Raw genomic sequence first — 18,172 nt, forward strand, 5'->3', positions numbered from 1 at the left:
GCTTAGGCTATAACTCCTTATTAATGCTAGTAGCTTTAAAATTTGGTATGCTGATAATGATGTTGTAAGTCCCTCTCGCCAGTTACATTTCCACTGCATCGGCTTGCCTTATTCTTTCATAACCTTCCAGGATTTTATTCTCCCCTCGCTTTCAATACGAAGCAAGTACAGACCATTCGAAAGAGCTTGGGTGGGTAAATCAATTTCTGTTCCATAAAAATACTGCTTTATAACTTCTTTACCGGTGCAGTCAAGCAGTGATAAATTCCCATGTTCAACACCGGGTAAAGTCAAATGCAAACGCGAAGAAAAAGGATTTGGAAAAGGATTGATCGAAAAAGTAGAAAGATCCGGTATCGCATCAATCAAAAGAGAAAAGTCCAGAGGAGTACCACAGGAATCGGTGTGTTTTTTGTAGTAGAGCAAATCAAAGTTATCAGGGTGGGTAAATTGGGTGTCAAAATTGTAATGACTCACTTCACCCAAACCTTCTGCAAAGGTTGCATTTAAATGAATACATCCGCCACATCCAGCTACATTTAGGTTTACACAATTTATCCCAGCCCATTCCACACAATTTTGAATATCAACAGCTATTCGATTTCCACACGAAAAGGTGTGCCAGTTTTGGTATGTATTTTCATATTGCAGATAAGGCATTGCATTAAAGACTTGCGAACAATCCCATGTATCAAATCCTATGATCGTGCTTACGGTTGCTGTATCAAATCGTTCAGAATGACCCATCCATCCACCGGTAATATAGAGGCTGGAATCAAAAAATGTATATTCGACACTTAAAGGTTGAACAACTTTTGATAGGACAGTTCGCTTTGTGTAATCTAAATGATCAACGTTCGAAGTATACCAGATCTGTCTGAAATGAAATTTATCACCCACATCATAATTGTAAATAGCTTCAGGTAACGGTCTACTGCGTCCGGCCTGCATACCGCTGTCGATTCCGGCAAGCAGATACATCCGGCTGCTGTCTGGGAAATTTCTTAAGTATGGGAAACGATACAGCCCAAACTTTTCACTGATTTCAAAGAAAAGAAAATTCACAGGGTGTGTAATCTGATTATTCAGACTGTCTTCCATTTGAAGTGAAATATGCTTCAACGTGTCGGCTATACCCAGAACAGTATCCGGTGTATTCGAAACAACCTGCGCACGGATATGATTCCCATCTGAGAAGGAGGTAAGAATCCATTGATCACCCGGCTGTGAAATTGTTTTCAAAGCGAGTGAATCACCTCTTCCTGTGATTATATAACTCATCGGTCCCTGTTTCACATAAATCTGTGATCCGAAACCATCTTTATGTGTGAAACAGTAGTATCCATTCATGACGCGATGGTTCAATGCGGAATCATCGAGATGAGTATAATTCTTCAGGACCGTATCACTTCCGAGCGCCAGAACAAAATCAGGTTTGTAGACACTGTAATTTCCCTGAACATCTTTATACATAGCAATCCTGTTGGAATACATCAACTGATAAGCTTGTCCGAAGGAAAGGAGAGAACAGGCAAGCAAACAAAACACACACATTAGTTTCTTTATCGGGAGATGAATACGAAGAGTTAGATTAAACATGTCTGTGTGTTTTTTGAAAACAATTTTATAGTTTTCATTCATTCCGGAAATAAACCTTCCGGTTTGTATATTTTTTGTATTAATGCAAAATCATTAAGCGTTTGTATAAAACTTCCTTACCCGATTTTATTTTCAGTAAATACAGACCTTGGTTCAGATGAGATACATCCAGACTCCACTCTTCACCGGGTTTGCCACTCAGCAAGCCGGCAGATTTTCCGTCTATCGATAAGAGATCAACTTTTTCAATTTGCTGTGCAGGATTGTTTGTTTTCAAATGAACGACAACGCTTGCCGGATTCGGCCATACTTGTAGATTCTCTAAAGGAGGTGTTTCTTCCAATTTGGTATAGAAATCACAATAGTCTCCATTTGTTTGGTAGACTGTAAAATGAAGAGTGTCGGTTATCGGAATCGGGTTCTGACTCAGGTTTACAGGGATTCTGTTCATGGATATTGTCCCTAAGGGTATGTTTTGAAAAATAAAATCACCCGGAATATCGGGCCCCATGCAGGTGTTGTGCAAAGTAGAATCAAATTCCATGGAGTAATACGCATTGCCCGGATTAAGCCATAATTCTGTGTGTAGTTGATTGTCAGTAAAATGCATTTGAGTAAAATGGTAAATATTTGGTGGAAAAGAGTTCCATTTGTGTTCTCTTATTATGTTCCCCAATGAATCAAGTTTCGAAGCGATGTATCTTTTCTGGTTTCCGGATGGAGTTACAGAATCACAGGATGAAATCATATAAACATCGCCGATGGAATCGCAGGAAATCACACTGTTGTAAAGAATCATATTAACGGTTGTATCTGTATCCTGCATTGTTTTCGTCCAGAGTAGTGAACCTTCCTTTGATATTCGTGAAAGCAATGTGGAGCTCACATTCATACCTATGTTTACAGAGGAGAATATAAATACATATCCTGAATCGGGCATCATCGAACATTCAAAATAATTACCATAACCCGGCAAAATATAAGCCGGACTTGGAAATGCCGGATCAATCAGGCCCATGCTGTCTGTTTTTAATAAACAACAATAGGTTGAATCATTGTTGTTGAGGAAAGAGCAGATGATCCAGGCTCCCTTTTCCGCATTATTAAAGATTGAAAGCTGCCATATACTGATGTTGTACATCCATACAACATGCGCATCAAGCATGTTTCCGAGAGTGTCAAATACAAATGTTGCTAAGAAATAGTCACCGGGAATTCCAAACGGATTTCCTTGTAATCCCAGCACAATTATTCTGTCTCCCGACACAGTATAACCATAGATCCGGTGAAAGTCAGGGCTGTTCACGAAAGGCGCTGAAAAATTCCAGGCCCAAAGCGTGTTTCCGCTTGCATCCATTTTATAAAAAAGGGTGTCATTGAATCCATACGAAGATGAATTCACACTTTCCTGTGAGAGCTGGGATAGGTCAGTTTGCTGAGCCTTTGAATTCGGCAATAAATTCAGTAGCAAAAATAAAATCGCGCAAAAGATTTTTCGTAAATAAGAATTCATTGCTGAAATTTAAGAAACTGACAAACGAAGTTACCTATTGTTAGTCAAACAGAAGTATTTTTCACAATCACTTGTGTAGAATTCACCCTTGATAAACAATGCTTAGCCAAAAAATGAAGATTATGTTTAATGCACAGACATGCCATTTGTCAGGCTATAAGTCCGTAATAAAGCTAAATGCTTATACAGCGGTAACATATCCTGCGCAACTGGGGAGGATCAGAGATTGAAAAAGCCAGGTGTATCGACTGCAATGACCGGTGGTGTGAGACAGTCAACAGCAAGCAGGGCTCTGTTGCCTGACGGAATATTGTGGGCGGGATTTTGATAGCTCATTCCGCCATGGACTTTCGAAAAGTTTTCAGTGAAAGAATCGCTACCCACCTCCGCTACGGAATGACCTTGCATACAGGCATTCACACAACATTCCGTCGAGCGGGAGCCATTACATATCCTTCGAAGTGCGGACATATCCTGCGCAGCGGGGGTTATATCCAGCGCAGCTGGGAATTATATTTCTAATTTATTGAATAATTAATTTCTTAGTGTAATACTTTTCTCCGTCACATACTTTCACACAATAAACTCCACCTGAAATATCTTTTAGACTGATTTCCTTACTCATTTCATTTAAAATAATTTCTTTAAAAACACTTTCTCCTAGTGCTGTTAATATTTCGATATTTCCTTTCATAATCATTCTTTCAAAGGACACAGTGAAATTATTTACCGATGGGTTAGGGAAGATGTAAAAAGAAATATCCGATGCAATTTCATTTATTCCAACATTACTGCATAGCAATGTTATAATCCCTCCACTACCCACAAGCGGAGTAGGGGTGGTTGTTATGCCGCCTGATGAAATTATAATCAAGGGACTTGCAACTTGGGTAGGAGGTATTGTTGTAATTGTGGTGGCGTTAATTTCATTACAACCACTATTACCACTGCTATCTGTTTTGATTAAATAAAAGTCATCATAGCTTGTTCCAAAATCACTAGTAGTAGCAGCTATAATGTAGCCACCATCATTTGTTTGCTGAAAAGAGTTTCCATGTTCAGAATCTGATCCACCGAAAGTTTTTTTCCAAAGAATATCACCTACGCTATCAACTTTTATCAAACTAACATCGATTTGTGCCCCAATTATATTAAGTGTTTGGTTACTTAGGAAAATATATCCACTATTGTTTGTTTGAAAAACGCAAGACCCATTATTAGTATAATTTGCCTCACCAATAGTTTTTGACCAAAGAAGATTTCCAAAACTATCTGTTTTTATTAAATAGATGTCTCCACTACCAACTCCAAAACTACCTGCATAGCCGACAATAATATAACCATTATCAGTCGTCTGCTGAACAGAACTACCTAAATTATAACCAGCACCACCAAAGCTCTTCGTCCAAGTTGTATCTCCATACTTATTGGTCTTGATAAGGTAAATATCGCCAATTGAAAATCCATCTGATCCGAAAGTGCCTACAATGATAAATCCACTATCTCTGGTCTGTTGCACAACATTACCCCAATCATCATTTATGCCACCATAAGTTTTTGTCCAGACTGTATCACCGTTGCTATCCATTTTAATAAAATACACATCTTTCCCCCCTGCACCAAAACTACTTGTTCCGCCTGTAGCAATGTACCCTCCATCAATTGTTTGTTGAATTGAATTACAAAAATCATAATTTGTTCCGCCAATTGTTTTTGTCCAAAGGACATTTGCATTAGTATCAACTTTGACTATAAAAACATCATTACTTCCTGCTCCAAAGCTATTTGTTGTACCCGATACGATAAAGCCACTATCTGAAGTTTGCTGTACAGAATAACCATCTTCTTCACCAATTCCACCAATAGTTCTCGTCCATGCAGTATCCCCATTTGAATTTATTTTAACTAAATAAATATCATTATCTCCTGCGCCATAGCTTCTTGTCATACCAACAAAAATATAGCCTCCATTGCTTGTTAATTGAACAGAATTACACTCTTCTGCACTTGATGTACCCACAATTTTTTCTTGAAAAGTAATTTGAGCAAACCCAATGTTCGAATAAAGAGAAAATAGTAATATCGATAAAAAATGCATCTTTCTTTTCATTGGTATGAAATTTTCACTATCGTCAAAGCATTGTGACTAACGGGAAATTCGCTGAACTGCCGACCTTCCACATTTCGCTTTGGAAAGATAACCTGTTTGAGGCATTTCAGCAAACAGTTGTTGTTCGCAGTTTTAATGGTTTTCTCCATCACCTTTAGCTCCTGCAGTTTTAATAAAAATCTATTGCGCTAATCTTTGATTGACACAGTAAATTTAGTTGTCAGGATTGCAGATAGATTCGCCCGGGTATCCGTAATTCTCTGTGAAATAGTAACCTCAAATTTGACATCTGAAAAGCCTTGATGAGTGGATGAATATCACACAGTTTAAGGGTAAAGGATCTTGGAGATACTTCGCAGCGGTGACATATCCGTCGCAGTGGGTAAGGAGCACACATGCTGCGCAGCAGGGTGACTTCGGCATAAACATGCGAACCTCGTGAGCAATGTCATTATTTAATCACAAGAATTCATAATAAGTAAATGCATTTAGAAGTGACAGGCCCTATAGGGCTGTACTTTTGGTAATTCCAGAAACACGGGCATGTTAAGCCCCTTTAGGGGCGCACTCTTTAAACACAACTGCACTCAGATTGGCAGGCCCTATAGGGCCTTACTTTTGGTGATTCCAGAAACAAGGGCAAGTCAAGCCCCTTTAGGGGCGCACTCTTTAAACACAACTGCACTCAGATTGACAGGCCCTATAGGGACTTACTTTTGGTAATTCCATACTACACGGGCAAGTCAAGCCCCTTTAGCGGCGCACTCTTTAAACACAACTGCACTCAGATTGACAGGCCCTATAGGGCCTTACTTTTGGTAATTCCAGACTGCACGGGCAAGTCAAGCCCCTTTAGGGGCGCACTCTTTAAACACAACTGCACTCAGATTGACAGGCCCTATAGGGCCTTACTCTTGGTAATTCCAGAAACACGGGCAAGTCAAGCCCCTTTAGGGGCGCACTCTTTAAACACAACTGCACTCAGATTGACTGGCCCTATAGGGCCTTACTCTTGGTAATTCCAGAAACACGGGCAAGTCAAGCCCCTTTAGGGGCGCACTCTTTAAACGCAACTCATGTGTCAATTTATTCAACACCGTAAAAGTTCCTGCATATATCGGTTGCATTCGACTCATCCCTCATGTATAATTGTGAAAAAATCAAATGGCAAATACCTACACACAAATACATCTTCAACTCATCTTTGGAGTAAAATATCGTGAAGCATTAATTAATCCCAATTGGGAAACGGAATTGCATAAGTACATTGCCGAAATTATAATGAACCGTCGTCACAAATTGTTGTGTATAAATGGGGTTGAAGATCATCTGCATATTCTGATTGGTTACCGTCCATCTGATCCCCTGCCTGATTTGATGGAAGAGATAAAGACGGACTCTAGTAAGTGGATAAACAAGCGTGGATTTATAAAATATAAATTTCATTGGCAGGGAGGTTATGGAGCCTTTTCTTATAGCAAATCCGATTTGATGAATGTGATTAATTATATTAAAAATCAAAAAGAACATCATAGGAAAATCTCCTTTGTTGAAGAGTACAATAAGTTCCTTCAACGCTTTGAGGTTGATTTTGACGAACGATATATTTTTAAACAACCGATTTCAATTTTTGATGACAAGTTATTTGGGAGGTGAATACAGTGAGCCTTTGGTGTCGAAAAGGTATGTCTTTAAAGAGTACGCCCCTAAAGGGGCTTGACGTACTCGTGTTTACAGTATTACCCAAAGTATGGCCCTAACGGGCCTGATAATTCGATAAGCTGAATTGAGTTTCTCATTTTTTCAATAGAGATTTTTAAGCTGTGTGTTTAAAGAGTGCGCCCCTAAAGGGGCTTGATGTACTCGTGTTTATAGTATTACCCAAAGTCTGGCCCTAACGGGCCTGATAATTCGATAAACTGAATTGAGTTTCTCATTTTTTCAAGAGAGATTTATAAACTGTGTGTTTAAAGAGTGCGCCCCTAAAGGGGCTTGAGGTATTCGTGTTTATAGTATTACCCAAAGTATGGCCCTAACGGGCCTGATAATTCGATAAACTGAATTGAGTTATTTATTTTTTCAAGAGAGATTTTTAAGCTGTGTGTTTAAAGAGTGCGCCCGCTGCGCAAGCTATAACCCTTTTAAAAGCTAACCGCCTTCGAAGCGTTATGCTGCGAAGGATTTTCCAAAATCCTTTGCCCTTAAACTGTGTGATATTCATCCACTGATCAGAGCTTTTCAGATTGGAACTTAGGAAGCCGGTATTGGAAGGGAAGGATCAGAGATTGAAAAAGCCGGGTGTATGGAATGTAATGACCGGTGGTGTGAGGCAATCAACAGCAAGCAAGGCGCTGTTGATTGGCGGAATATTGTGGGTTGGATTGTGTGACAGCTCATTCCGACATGGACTTTCGCAAAGGTTTCAGTGAAAGAATCGCTACCTACTTCAGCGACGGAATGACCTTGCACACAGGCATTCACACAACATTCGTCGAGTGGGGACGGGATTTCTTTACAAATAGATGACGCAATGAAAATAGGTTTTGATGTATTATTATAAAAATAAATAGCTGGAACCAAAAATAAGAACAGAACTATTAGAATTTTGTAATTTAGCAATCTATCAAGATGCTGTTATAGTATTTTAAATATTTTCCAGATGAACCTGATTATTATATCTATCAATTTTCAATTAATTGAATTTACAAACCATTGACCCATGAAGAATATTCTAAAAATTGCATTGTTTTGGAGCTGTTTAATGTTAAGCTATACTGCCCACGCTCAACTAACCTGGCAAAGAGTTGTAGGTAGTCCATCTAATGAATCTGTGTTAGATTTAATTTTGACAAATGACAGTAATTATGCCTTTACCGGTTTTATAAATGAATTGGATTCAACACGTGTGTTATTATGCAAAATGGATCTAAATGGAAATATTATTTGGAATAAAACATATTTAGCGAACTCTTTTTCCTTTGGAAAATCATTGATTGAAACAAATGATGGAGGTTACCTGATTGCAGGTGATACTTATGGCGTATTGAATGAAATTATATTGATTAGAACAAACAATATTGGTGATACACTTTGGACCAGGACAATACAGGACACAATGGGCTTAACTTTACGGACCGTTTTTCAAAAGAACAATGGATCATATATTCTGAGCGGTGATTTACTAACATCCAATGGCTTCTGTTTCATTGAAATTGATACCGCCGGAAATATTGTATGGTCAAAGAAATATCTGACTAATGAAGTTGCAACATACCAAACGCTTCAAACAACAAATGGGGCACTTTTTACGGTAGGAGAAGATTGGCGAACATTGGATTCTACGCGGACTTTATGTTTACAGATGGACTCATATGGAAATTTACTTCAGAATAAAACTATTCAGTTAAGTGGTTCCGAAATGATGTTTGCTCAATCCGTTTCAAATACAGTTGATTCTGGGTTAATTGTTGTCGGTATTGATTATAGCAGGACTTCACCATTTAAATTTATTTTGACTAAGCTGAATAATAACATGGATGTCCTTTGGACCAAAGTAATTTCAGATTCTACGGGTGAGTATATGCCGACTGATGTATACATAAAAGAATGCCTGGATAGTGGATTCATTATTACAGGTGCAGTCCATACAAATTTTCCTGATTCGATGAGTATGTTTCTTCTTAAAACAGATGAACGGGGAAATGTTTTGTGGTCAAGGATTATGGGAGCTTTGGGTAGTCCATTTGGTGAAGCCGCATATCAGGTAATTCAAAATATTGACGGAGGATATTTGGTTGGTGGTTATACTGATTTTTTAGGTGCATCAACTATTGGAGTCAGAGATATCTATCTTGTTAAAACAGACGGTGAAGGTAACAGCTCTTGTTGGAATTATCCCGGACATTTCGGTTCGCAAACAGAAAATGTATTAATTGATTCAATCCAGATACAAGTCGATACAGGCATAGTTTGTATTCAACAAAGTGTATCCATTGGAACACCTGTCTTGCGGAACGATACGCTCTGCTTCACGAGTTCAATACAAGAGGTCAACGGCAATTATCCTAAACTATATTGCCATCCCAATCCGGTCCATGATTTCACCTTCATATCATTCCCAAATCCAAACAATCTAAAATGTTCATTGACACTTTATGACATGACCGGAAGGGTGAGGAGAAAAATGTTAAGAGTTGAGAATACATTGACCAGAATCGAAAAAGGAGATTTGGAAGCAGGACTTTACATTTTTGAAATCAATTCTGAAACGAAAGTAATGGGAGTAGGAAAACTTCTGATTGAATAGTGGGCTGAAGCATTTATTTAATTTCGATTGTAGAAATTATCCCGCTGCGAAGGCTATAACCCCTTTAAAAGCTAACCGCCTTCGAAGCAGTATGCTGCGAAGGATTTGTAAAAATCCTTTGCCCTTAAACTGTGTGGTCTTCATCCACTGATCAGTGCTTTTCCGATTGGGATCTAGGAGGCCGGTATTGGAAGGGGAGGATCAGAGATTGAAAAAGCCAGGTGTATTGAAGTGACGACCGGTGGTGTGAGACAATCAACAGCAAGCAGGGCGCTGTTGCTTGGCAGAATGTTGTGTGTGGGATTGTGTGAAAGCTCATTCCGCCATGGACTTTCGAAAAGGTTTTAGTGAAAGAATCGCTACCTGCCTCCGACGACGGAATGACCTTGTACACAGGCATTCGCACAACATTCCCCGGGCTGGGGGTACCAGATCCTGCGCAGCTGGCTTTCGAAAAGTTTTCGTCGAAAGAATCGTTACCTGCCTCCGACGACGGAATGTCCTTGCGCACAGGCATTCACACAACATTTCGTCGAGCTGGGCAGCAGGGGACATATCCTGCGGAGCGGGGGTAGTTGGTCTCCAGAGATGAAATGACCTTGCTCACGGGATTCTAAACATCAGTCTCCCCAGCAGAAAATTCTTCCCAGCTATACTTATAAAATTGATTGTTGCCTAAGAACAGCTAATAAAATTAGTAGTACCATTGGTAAAACAGTTATCGTAATTGCTTTCAATCGATTTCTATAAGGATTGGTATATGTTTTATTGTATACAAGTATTAAATGATTTGTTCGATTTTTATTAAAATGAATTCCAATGATAATCCATAGAGGAATACAAATAATAAAATAAACCATTTTATTTGAAACATATTGTCCATTATTTGGTAGGGGAAATATATTAATTCCTATTGTACGTAAAATGATCTCAGCTAAAAATAGAAAGTGAATTATTAAGGTAAAAAGTACATGCGCACTTCCGACAATTCTTCCGTCATTTCCACGTTTTTCCCAGAATTTATAGAAATAACAAAAAACAAAATTGTAAATGTTCATCTTTTACTTTGAAATGAAAATAAGGAATTGCTGCCGAGAAGTAAATATACAAAACTCCTGAAAAGTACTTATTTAAAATGCCTTGATCAGTGGATAAATATCACACAGTTTAAGGGCAAAGGATCTTGGAGATCCTTCGCAGCGTTGACATATCCAGCGCAACTGGGGAACATATCCTGCGCAGCGGGAAGATCCTGCACAGCGGGGTTGTTTTTTGTCCATCCAAAAATTTTATACCGCTAATATTCTTTTGTCTATTTGGGTCCAATAGTCCCTTCTCATCCAATAATAGAAGATATTCCAAAATTTGCAATTGAGTCTATGAAAAATATTTTTTCTCCGATTGAATCTCTTAGTACATTCTGAAAGTAGCCATTCTTCGTTAAAACCTGCCCATTCTCCAGCCACATTCAATAAGTTTGGTTGTAGAAGCGGAAAAACCTCAATCAAATCAATTTTTTTTATTTCACTTAATTCTAGTCCTGATTGTAAAAAAGTATTTGATATTCGGTCAAAGTCCTCACTTGTCAACTCGGTATCCAAGTAGAATTCGGATAATTCAATCCAAATTTTCCTTCGAGTTTCAAGTTGCTGACTATCCAGAGTATCTTTCATTAGATAATGTTTGTCTTACAATGCTCCATAACAGTTGAAAGCTTGCCGAAGGCGGGGCTTTCGGAGCATAAAACAGTCGAGCCACTACAAAGATAATTAAATGCACGAAAACTTTAAATTTTCACTGTCGCCCCGCTTTTGGCAAGGTGCAGTTATGTGTTCCGCTTTCTTACCGTTCATTTTTCTCCAAAAGTGAATATTTATATTTCTTAACTAAAGTCAACGAGATTAAAAATGGTGATGTCTAATTCTTAGTTGAAAAATTGCATCGTGGTTTCCTGATGACGTGATTTTTGATTGCTTCCTGTAATTTATTTAGATGTTTAAAGTTATGAATTTTATTCAAATTATTTTCTAATTCCAATAAGGCTGCAGCAACCCATCTTTGTCGTTGATTACTGTTGGTCCAATGCTTAACATTTCGTACATATTTCGCCATTTGGGAGTTCAGGTTTTCAATACAATTTGTCGTAGCCAAACTTCTGGAAAATATTTGCGCAACTTTCAATTTGTGGAGTGTAAGCGTTTCTTCCAAGCCTTCCAGTAGAGAGTTCGCTGCATTTTGATTGATTTTTAAGAGCTCTTTGTGGATGTTTAGCAATACCAGTTTAGCTTTATTGTAATCAGGTTCCCGGTATGCATTCTGTATTTTTGTTTTAAAATTCGATTTGTCCCGATCACTTAAATAGCTCAGTACATTTTCACGTTTGTGCCACTGACAACGCTGAATAATTGCTTTTTTTCCAAACACATCGACCACCGCCTTGTGAAGCCCCTTGCTACCATCGATCACGACAAGTAAGCCGTCAGTAAAACTAAATTTCTTTGCGAGTATTTGTTTAAGCAACTGGCTTATGGCACGGCTATTTTCATTTGATGTTTGAATAAAACCTACCGGAATTTTGATCCCTTTATCCGTCACACCCAAGGCGACTACCATCTGTTCACTGGCCAGATATTTTCCGTCAATTAACAGTACAACAAAATTGTGATCTTCATAGGTTCGTTCACAAAAATGCTTGAATGCTTCTTCGCTTTGTTCTTTAAACTCACGACTGACCTGACTTGAACTGAGTCCGAAACTTTCGGCTAAATGGTTAGTTACTTTTTTATAATCACGGGTGCTGATTCCATGAAGAACCTTTTTGAGAACTTCTTCGGTTGGCTCGGCTAGGTTTCTTAAGTTTTCCAGACCTGGAAGCGGTACACATTTTCCACTTGAAGATTCCCTGATTCTTGGAATTTCCACCGGCAATCGATGATCTCCCATTTTGATGCTCCCCGGATTGAAACCGTGGCGATAGAATTTTTTGGGCCCGAAAGTGAATGCTCATAACGTTCACCTGTCTTTTCTCTGATAATTTCTTCAAAAATCTGATTAATCATGATTCGACACATCTCAAAATGATTCATCACCATTTCAAATTTAATGTCGACTGGTTGGTCGTAAAACCAAGCAATGTTTTCTCGTTGAACTTTTGTAGATTTGCTCATGGTAGTTTGATTTTAGATTTTAGGTCGCAAATCAAAAATACTCATTATCAAACCACTTACTTAGCAGCGACTTCGGTAGCTGCTAAGTTTTTTTCAACTAACTTTGGGACTACACCTTAAAAATTGTCAAGTCTACCTTTGTACAATAAATTAATAAAAAGAAATATAAAAAATGAACACAAACGAAAATTCAACAGAAATGACAAACACAAAATCAAAACTTGCAGCATTATGGTTATTTGCAATGCTTACTTACACCTATGGTGATGTAGTAACATTAATGGATCCTGTCAAACACGGTGATTTTGAATTGACCGAAGGATTTCTGTTAGGAGGCTCCATATACATGATGATTCCTCTTTCTATGGTTCTTTTGTCAAGGCTATTGAATTACAAAGCAAACCGATTGGCTAGTATAATAGCAGGCTCAATAATGACAACTACTCTGATTATGACATTATTTGCAGCTGTGCCAACTTCGTATTATGTATTTTTCACTGCAATTGAAGTTTTGACTACTGCATTCATTGTTGGGTTTGCATGGAAGTGGCGTAAAAATGAAGGCAGTATTAACACTACATTCATCGAAGCTAAAACTGTATAAACTATTTCGATTTAATTTATTAAACCAACAGAAAAAGAGTTACTTGAGTTTATCAAGAACTCTTTTTCTGATTCTGCTCAATGATTCAGCCTTTACACCAATATAACTAGCAATTTGATATTGAGGAATTCTTTGAAACAAGTCGGGTCGTGAATTCAATAAAAGCAGGTAGCGTTGTTCGGGAGAGTCCGTCAAGAAGGAAGTCAGTAATTTCTTTTGCTCTGTAAAAAATGATTCCATTACCGCCCGTGATATAGTTTCAAATCTCGGAAACCGTTTGAACATTTCCTGAGCTGATTTTTCATTTCCAACACTGACTGTTGTGTCCTCAACACATATCAGATTATTTGATGCCGGGCTTTGAGGGCCAAAGTTGTTTAGTGAAATCACCCATTGCCCCTCTGTGAAAAAATTAGTTGTTTTTTCTTCTCCATCGATTACTACAAACTCTCTGATACATCCTTCCAGAATAAAGTAAGTATCTACCGATAGTTGCCCCTCCTTTAGCAAAACAGTTCCTTTCTTGAAGGTTTTAATGCACATACCATCTTCAATACCTTTTGCCTCTTCCTCAGAAAGAGGTGAAATTCTCGAAAAATATTCTACAAATTTGTTTTTCATTACGATAGTGTCTTTTTAAGCTGACGAATAACAAGTAAATATACGAAACTCCAGGAAAAAGCTTGAAACGATAAACAGCAGTAATGAGGAGAATGAAGGACGGCAACTACGAGACCACTTTAGGTCAAAGTCTACCTGAAGTGATGTCTTGAAAGGGGAGCCACTGGCCTACGGAGGCGGAATAACCTTGTGCACGGGCTTTCACACAACATACTGATCAACGTGGCAATTCACCCTTTTAAAAACCAGCACGCATTAGCAAATCTGAAAAGCCTTGATCAGTGGATGAATAGTACACAGTTTAAGGGCAAAGGATATTGGAGATCCTTCGCAGCGGTTGCATATCCTGCGCAGCTGGGCTTTTAAATTGGGTCATATCCTGCGCAGCGGGGGCACCCTTTGCAGCTATTAATTATTAACTGGGGGCATATCCTGCGGAGCGGGAGGTGCGACGAAAATAAAAGAAATCAAGGTGCTATGCAGGTTCATCAATATTATAAAATTTGGAGCACCTTTTCTTGTCCATTACAGAATTCCTCTATATTATTCACTCGCCATATCGTTTTTAAAAAAATTGGCTTAGTAATTTATTCCAAAACAAATTTTGCAGTGTATATCTTTTTCCAATTGTACAACGCAACATTGTAAATTCCAATGCTATTCCCCGTGAAATTGATTTGGATACTTTCTGTATCGCTTTTAATATCTTTTTCGATAATGACACGACCTAATACGTCTACTATTCTCAGCGTGCATTCAGTGTGCATCATTTCTGATGGAATTCGTATCGAAAAATTTCCTGAATTTGGATTTGGCGTAATTAAAAAATCAGAATAATATTCAGGAATACTACCAGTGCTTACCCCTCCATTTCGTGTTTTTAGTATAACTTCTTCATACCAGTTCCCTATAAAAGCCATACCAACGATATAACCTACACTATCATTGAACATTTTTACTCTTGGATTGAAAAGATTACTTATTGATACTGGATGGGAAGACCAATGAAGTCCTGAATCTACAGTTGTATTATAGTAAACATTGCTGAGCGAATCTGTGGTCGTTGAATAAAAGTGAGTTTCATTTAAAAAATGAATAAAACCCATTGTGTCATTCTGAAGAGCAACAAACCATGAATTTCCTTTGTCGATTGTTTTGTAGATGAAACCTGAATCAGCCCTTAGATATACAGTCGAATCATTAAGAGCTTCAATTTGAGGGTAAAATGTTCTTGTGCTATCTAATGACACCTGGCTCCATGTCATTCCACCATCCGCAGTTCTCATCATTTTGTCAATGGTATAGTCATTTGGCGATGGCCGTAACATTATAATTCCTGTTAAGCTATCCATAAAGTGCATTCTGTAGTTATTAATTGAGAAACCGGTTACTGTGTTTACAAAGTAGATCGAGTCATTGTAAAACCTGTATAGATCATTACCGGTAAAACCATATCCCAAATGACCATTTATAAAAAATATATCCTCTGGCCGATTTGTTGAAAGTGAAGTCCATGTTGCACCACCGTCGTGTGTTCTTTCGAATTCATATTGGTACCAACAATAATAATAATGAAATACAGTATCTGCTGAAACAATGTCATTATCTAATAAGTATCCATAGTCACTGCATTGTTTAAAACCCTGTGTAGTTTCAAAGGAATTTGTTGTTCTATCAATATAAAAATATGCGGTATTGGTCGGAGAGCAGGCATCTCTTGACCAACTCCAATATGCCACATCTGGATTGATGAATTGCAAGTTGTAGGGTATTGGATAATAATCGCAATCTGCATCGAAGCCGAGTGAGTCCACTACATACCATTGTGAGAAACAATGACTACTTAAATTCAGAAGTAGAATTACAAGAAAATACTTTTTCATTTTGGCATTGATTTTTAAGAATTGTGTGCCAAGTGTTGAAATAAAATAGTTGAAAAATATGCGTCCTCCTATTGCAATGTCAAGGTACACATTTATCCGTTAAATCTCAAGAGGTTATTTTTATTAATTCTTCCCGCGCATAGATTAATAGATACGATTTTTTTATTGTAGAATCAATGAATGAAGGTTTTTGAGAGTCGAGGTTGTGTCGTTAATGATTTTATTGCTGTAAAAAGGTAAATTTTAGCTAGTTCTATATCAGGCAAGCTTATAAATAAATTCTTCTATTTCCTTCTGCCTGGCATTTGCATAACCTCTGTCGGTGCCGATTATGCTGCGAAGGATTTGCAAAAATCCTTTGCCCTTAAACTGTGTGATATCCATCCACTGATCAGGGCTTTTCAGATTGGAATTCAGGGAGCCGGTATTGGAAGGGGGGGGATCAGAGATTGAAAAAGCCGGGTGTATTGACTGTAATAATCGGTGGTGTGAGGCAATCAACAGCAAGCAGGGCGCTGTTACTTGGAGGAATGTTGTGGGTTGGATTGTGTGATAGCTCATTCCGCCATGGACTTTCGCAAAGGTTTTAGTGAAAGAATCGCTACCCACCTCCGCGACGGAATGACCTTGCACACAGGCATTCACACAATATTCGCCGAGCTGGTCGAAAAGGTTATGTCTTTAATGAGTTCGCCCCTAAAGGGGCTTGACGTACTCGTGTTTATAGTATTACCCAAAGTCTGGCCCTAACGGGCCTGATAATTCGATAAACTGAAATGAGTTTTTCATTTTTTCAAGAGAGATTTTTAAGCTGTGTGTTTAAAGAGTGCGCCCGCTGCGCAGGCTATAACCCCGGTTAAAAGCTAGCCGCTTTCGAAGCTGTATGCTGCGAAGGATTTGCAAAAATCCTTTGCCCTTAAACTGTGTGATATTCATCCACTGATCAGGGCTTTTCAGATTGGAATTCAGGGAGCCGGTATTGGAAGGGGAGGATCAGAGATTGAAAAAAATCGGGTGTATTGACTGTAATGACCGGTGGTGTGAGACAATCAACAGCAAGCAAGGCGCTGTTGCCTGGCGGAATGTTGTGGGCGGGATTGTGTGATGGCTCATTCCGCCATGGACTTTCGAAAAGTTTTCAGTGAAAGAATCGCCACCTACCTCCGCGACGGAATGACCTTGCGCACGGGCTTTCACACAACATTCGCCGAGCGGGGTTCTAATCCGTCCAAAACTTATCAGTTGTGAAAAAAACTGTATCTATAAAATATAGAATTCCGTTTCTTGTCAATACATTTTCATCGTGTAAATCCTCTAAAATAATTCCAAGTTCAGGATTGAAGTAATCATTATTTCTTGTATTTATAAAACCGTTCGAATCCATAAAAACTTTCACATGTTCCAATTCGGTATTTTGAGAAATTTCAACATACGATTGCTGAACAACTGCATATAAAATATTCTTTTCCTTGGTAAAACCTATTAATTCGTATGCTGTATCAGTAAAGAAAAAGTTGTGAAGTAATAAATTGTAAAAATAGTCCTTCCAGGAACGATAGTAAATTGCATCGTTTAATTTGAGAACATGTTCTGAATCCTTTAGAAAAACTCTTTGCTCAGCACCTTCACTCACATATTGTGTAAAATCAATATCCTTAATCCAAAGCCCCTTTTCAAAAATGAGTTTTTCTAACCTCGCTGTTTCTTGTTCGCGGATTTGCTTTGTGTCTTCAATTTTTGAGCCTGCTTGCGGGCCTTTTTCAAGGTCACTGGCGATTGTTTGGATAATTGTTCCGAACCTAACTTGGACCTTTCCTGAAATGATATTTCGTAGTTCATTTTTCAGCTGATTTTGCATTAACACAAAGATAAGCAAAACCCTAAACATCGAAAAACTGCTATAAATAGGGTTTCTTTGAAATCCCCCGCTGCGCAGTCTATAACCCCTTTAAAAGCTAACCGCTTTCGAAGCCTTATGCTGCAAGGATTTCCAAAATCCTTTGCCATTAAACTGTGTGATATTTATATACTGTCCAGGACTTTTCAGATTGGGATCCAGGAGGCCGGTATTGGAAGGGGAGGACCAGAGATTGAAAAAGCCGGGTGTATTGACTGTAATGACCGGTGGTGTAGGGCAATCAACTTCTTGCAAGGCGCTTCTGTTTGAAACATTTTAACGAACTTAGAGCATAGCCTGCACGATGAGCGATTCAAGGTGGATTTAAATCACACAATTAATAGACAACGGATGAATATCCGTCGAAGAGTGGGATGAGTAGGATGGAGGATGCAATTAAATACGGCACAGCTGGGTGAATATCCGTCGAAGCGTGTGGGATGCAAAGAAATACGGCACAGCTGGGTAGGAT

13 protein-coding genes are annotated in these 18,172 nt (G+C 38.5%); 4 read left to right on the plus strand and 9 right to left on the minus strand.

What is annotated here, in order from left to right; all coding sequences use genetic code 11:
- Positions 1-108: 108 nt before the first annotated feature.
- Positions 109-1,599 (minus strand): T9SS type A sorting domain-containing protein, encoded by a 1,491-nt coding sequence (locus tag IPP86_11485; protein MBL0139135.1) that lies wholly within the window; start codon positions 1,597-1,599, stop codon positions 109-111.
- A 79-nt stretch (positions 1,600-1,678) separates the two neighbouring features.
- The gene (locus tag IPP86_11490; GenBank protein ID MBL0139136.1) at positions 1,679-3,112 is read right to left on the minus strand and encodes a T9SS type A sorting domain-containing protein; all 1,434 of its coding nucleotides are present in this window, start codon (positions 3,110-3,112) and stop codon (positions 1,679-1,681) included.
- 342 nt (positions 3,113-3,454) lie between these two features.
- Here IPP86_11490 and IPP86_11495 point away from each other — a divergent pair, with 342 nt between their 5' ends.
- Positions 3,455-3,634 (plus strand): hypothetical protein, encoded by a 180-nt coding sequence (locus IPP86_11495; GenBank protein MBL0139137.1) that lies wholly within the window; start codon positions 3,455-3,457, stop codon positions 3,632-3,634.
- A 1-nt stretch (position 3,635) separates the two neighbouring features.
- On the opposite strand, the gene IPP86_11500 is transcribed toward IPP86_11495, so the two are convergent.
- Positions 3,636-5,222 carry a T9SS type A sorting domain-containing protein gene (locus IPP86_11500; GenBank protein MBL0139138.1) on the minus strand — a complete coding sequence of 529 codons (1,587 nt, stop codon included), beginning with the start codon at positions 5,220-5,222 and terminating at the stop codon, positions 3,636-3,638.
- A gap of 1,164 nt (positions 5,223-6,386) precedes the next feature.
- Here IPP86_11500 and tnpA point away from each other — a divergent pair.
- Together tnpA and IPP86_11510 are read left to right on the plus strand one after the other, a co-directional pair.
- A complete protein-coding gene (tnpA, locus tag IPP86_11505) occupies positions 6,387-6,878 on the plus strand; it encodes an IS200/IS605 family transposase (GenBank protein MBL0139139.1) in 492 nt (163 codons plus the stop codon).
- Between the two features lie 1,063 nt (positions 6,879-7,941).
- Positions 7,942-9,528: a T9SS type A sorting domain-containing protein gene (locus IPP86_11510; GenBank protein ID MBL0139140.1), complete on the plus strand. Its 1,587-nt coding sequence runs from the start codon at positions 7,942-7,944 to the stop codon at positions 9,526-9,528.
- A gap of 1,289 nt (positions 9,529-10,817) precedes the next feature.
- Here IPP86_11510 and IPP86_11515 read toward each other — a convergent pair.
- The gene (locus IPP86_11515) at positions 10,818-11,201 is read right to left on the minus strand and encodes a hypothetical protein (protein MBL0139141.1); all 384 of its coding nucleotides are present in this window, start codon (positions 11,199-11,201) and stop codon (positions 10,818-10,820) included.
- Positions 11,202-11,445: 244 nt separating this feature from the next.
- On the minus strand, positions 11,446-12,456 hold the full coding sequence (locus IPP86_11520) for a transposase (GenBank protein ID MBL0139142.1): 1,011 nt from the start codon (positions 12,454-12,456) through the stop codon (positions 11,446-11,448).
- Positions 12,457-12,867: 411 nt separating this feature from the next.
- Here IPP86_11520 and IPP86_11525 point away from each other — a divergent pair, with 411 nt between their 5' ends.
- On the plus strand, positions 12,868-13,299 hold the full coding sequence (locus IPP86_11525; GenBank protein MBL0139143.1) for a hypothetical protein: 432 nt from the start codon (positions 12,868-12,870) through the stop codon (positions 13,297-13,299).
- 39 nt (positions 13,300-13,338) lie between these two features.
- Here the strand turns inward: IPP86_11525 and IPP86_11530 are convergent, their stop codons facing one another.
- The 4 genes from IPP86_11530 to IPP86_11545 form a co-directional block, all read right to left on the minus strand.
- A complete protein-coding gene (locus IPP86_11530; GenBank protein ID MBL0139144.1) occupies positions 13,339-13,920 on the minus strand; it encodes a Crp/Fnr family transcriptional regulator in 582 nt (193 codons plus the stop codon).
- 587 nt (positions 13,921-14,507) lie between these two features.
- Entirely contained in the window at positions 14,508-15,803 is a 1,296-nt protein-coding gene (locus tag IPP86_11535; protein ID MBL0139145.1) for a hypothetical protein, read from the minus strand.
- Positions 15,804-17,022: 1,219 nt separating this feature from the next.
- A complete protein-coding gene (locus tag IPP86_11540; protein ID MBL0139146.1) occupies positions 17,023-17,649 on the minus strand; it encodes a hypothetical protein in 627 nt (208 codons plus the stop codon).
- Between the two features lie 102 nt (positions 17,650-17,751).
- Positions 17,752-17,955 (minus strand): hypothetical protein, encoded by a 204-nt coding sequence (locus IPP86_11545; protein ID MBL0139147.1) that lies wholly within the window; start codon positions 17,953-17,955, stop codon positions 17,752-17,754.
- Positions 17,956-18,172: the final 217 nt, after the last annotated feature.

Source organism: Bacteroidota bacterium (genome assembly GCA_016720935.1).
Lineage (GTDB): Bacteria > Bacteroidota > Bacteroidia > AKYH767-A > 2013-40CM-41-45 > JADKJP01.

What these genes read in the sequence shown, in the direction of transcription:
- IPP86_11485 (MBL0139135.1), bottom strand. Translation starts at nt 1,599, where the DNA reads ATGTTTAATCTAACTCTTCGTATTCATCTCCCGATAAAGAAACTAATG.
- IPP86_11490 (MBL0139136.1), bottom strand. Translation starts at nt 3,112, where the DNA reads ATGAATTCTTATTTACGAAAAATCTTTTGCGCGATTTTATTTTTGCTA.
- IPP86_11495 (MBL0139137.1), top strand. Translation starts at nt 3,455, where the DNA reads ATGGACTTTCGAAAAGTTTTCAGTGAAAGAATCGCTACCCACCTCCGC.
- IPP86_11500 (MBL0139138.1), bottom strand. Translation starts at nt 5,222, where the DNA reads ATGAAAAGAAAGATGCATTTTTTATCGATATTACTATTTTCTCTTTAT.
- tnpA (MBL0139139.1), top strand. Translation starts at nt 6,387, where the DNA reads ATGGCAAATACCTACACACAAATACATCTTCAACTCATCTTTGGAGTA.
- IPP86_11510 (MBL0139140.1), top strand. Translation starts at nt 7,942, where the DNA reads ATGAAGAATATTCTAAAAATTGCATTGTTTTGGAGCTGTTTAATGTTA.
- IPP86_11515 (MBL0139141.1), bottom strand. Translation starts at nt 11,201, where the DNA reads ATGAAAGATACTCTGGATAGTCAGCAACTTGAAACTCGAAGGAAAATT.
- IPP86_11525 (MBL0139143.1), top strand. Translation starts at nt 12,868, where the DNA reads ATGAACACAAACGAAAATTCAACAGAAATGACAAACACAAAATCAAAA.
- IPP86_11530 (MBL0139144.1), bottom strand. Translation starts at nt 13,920, where the DNA reads ATGAAAAACAAATTTGTAGAATATTTTTCGAGAATTTCACCTCTTTCT.
- IPP86_11535 (MBL0139145.1), bottom strand. Translation starts at nt 15,803, where the DNA reads ATGAAAAAGTATTTTCTTGTAATTCTACTTCTGAATTTAAGTAGTCAT.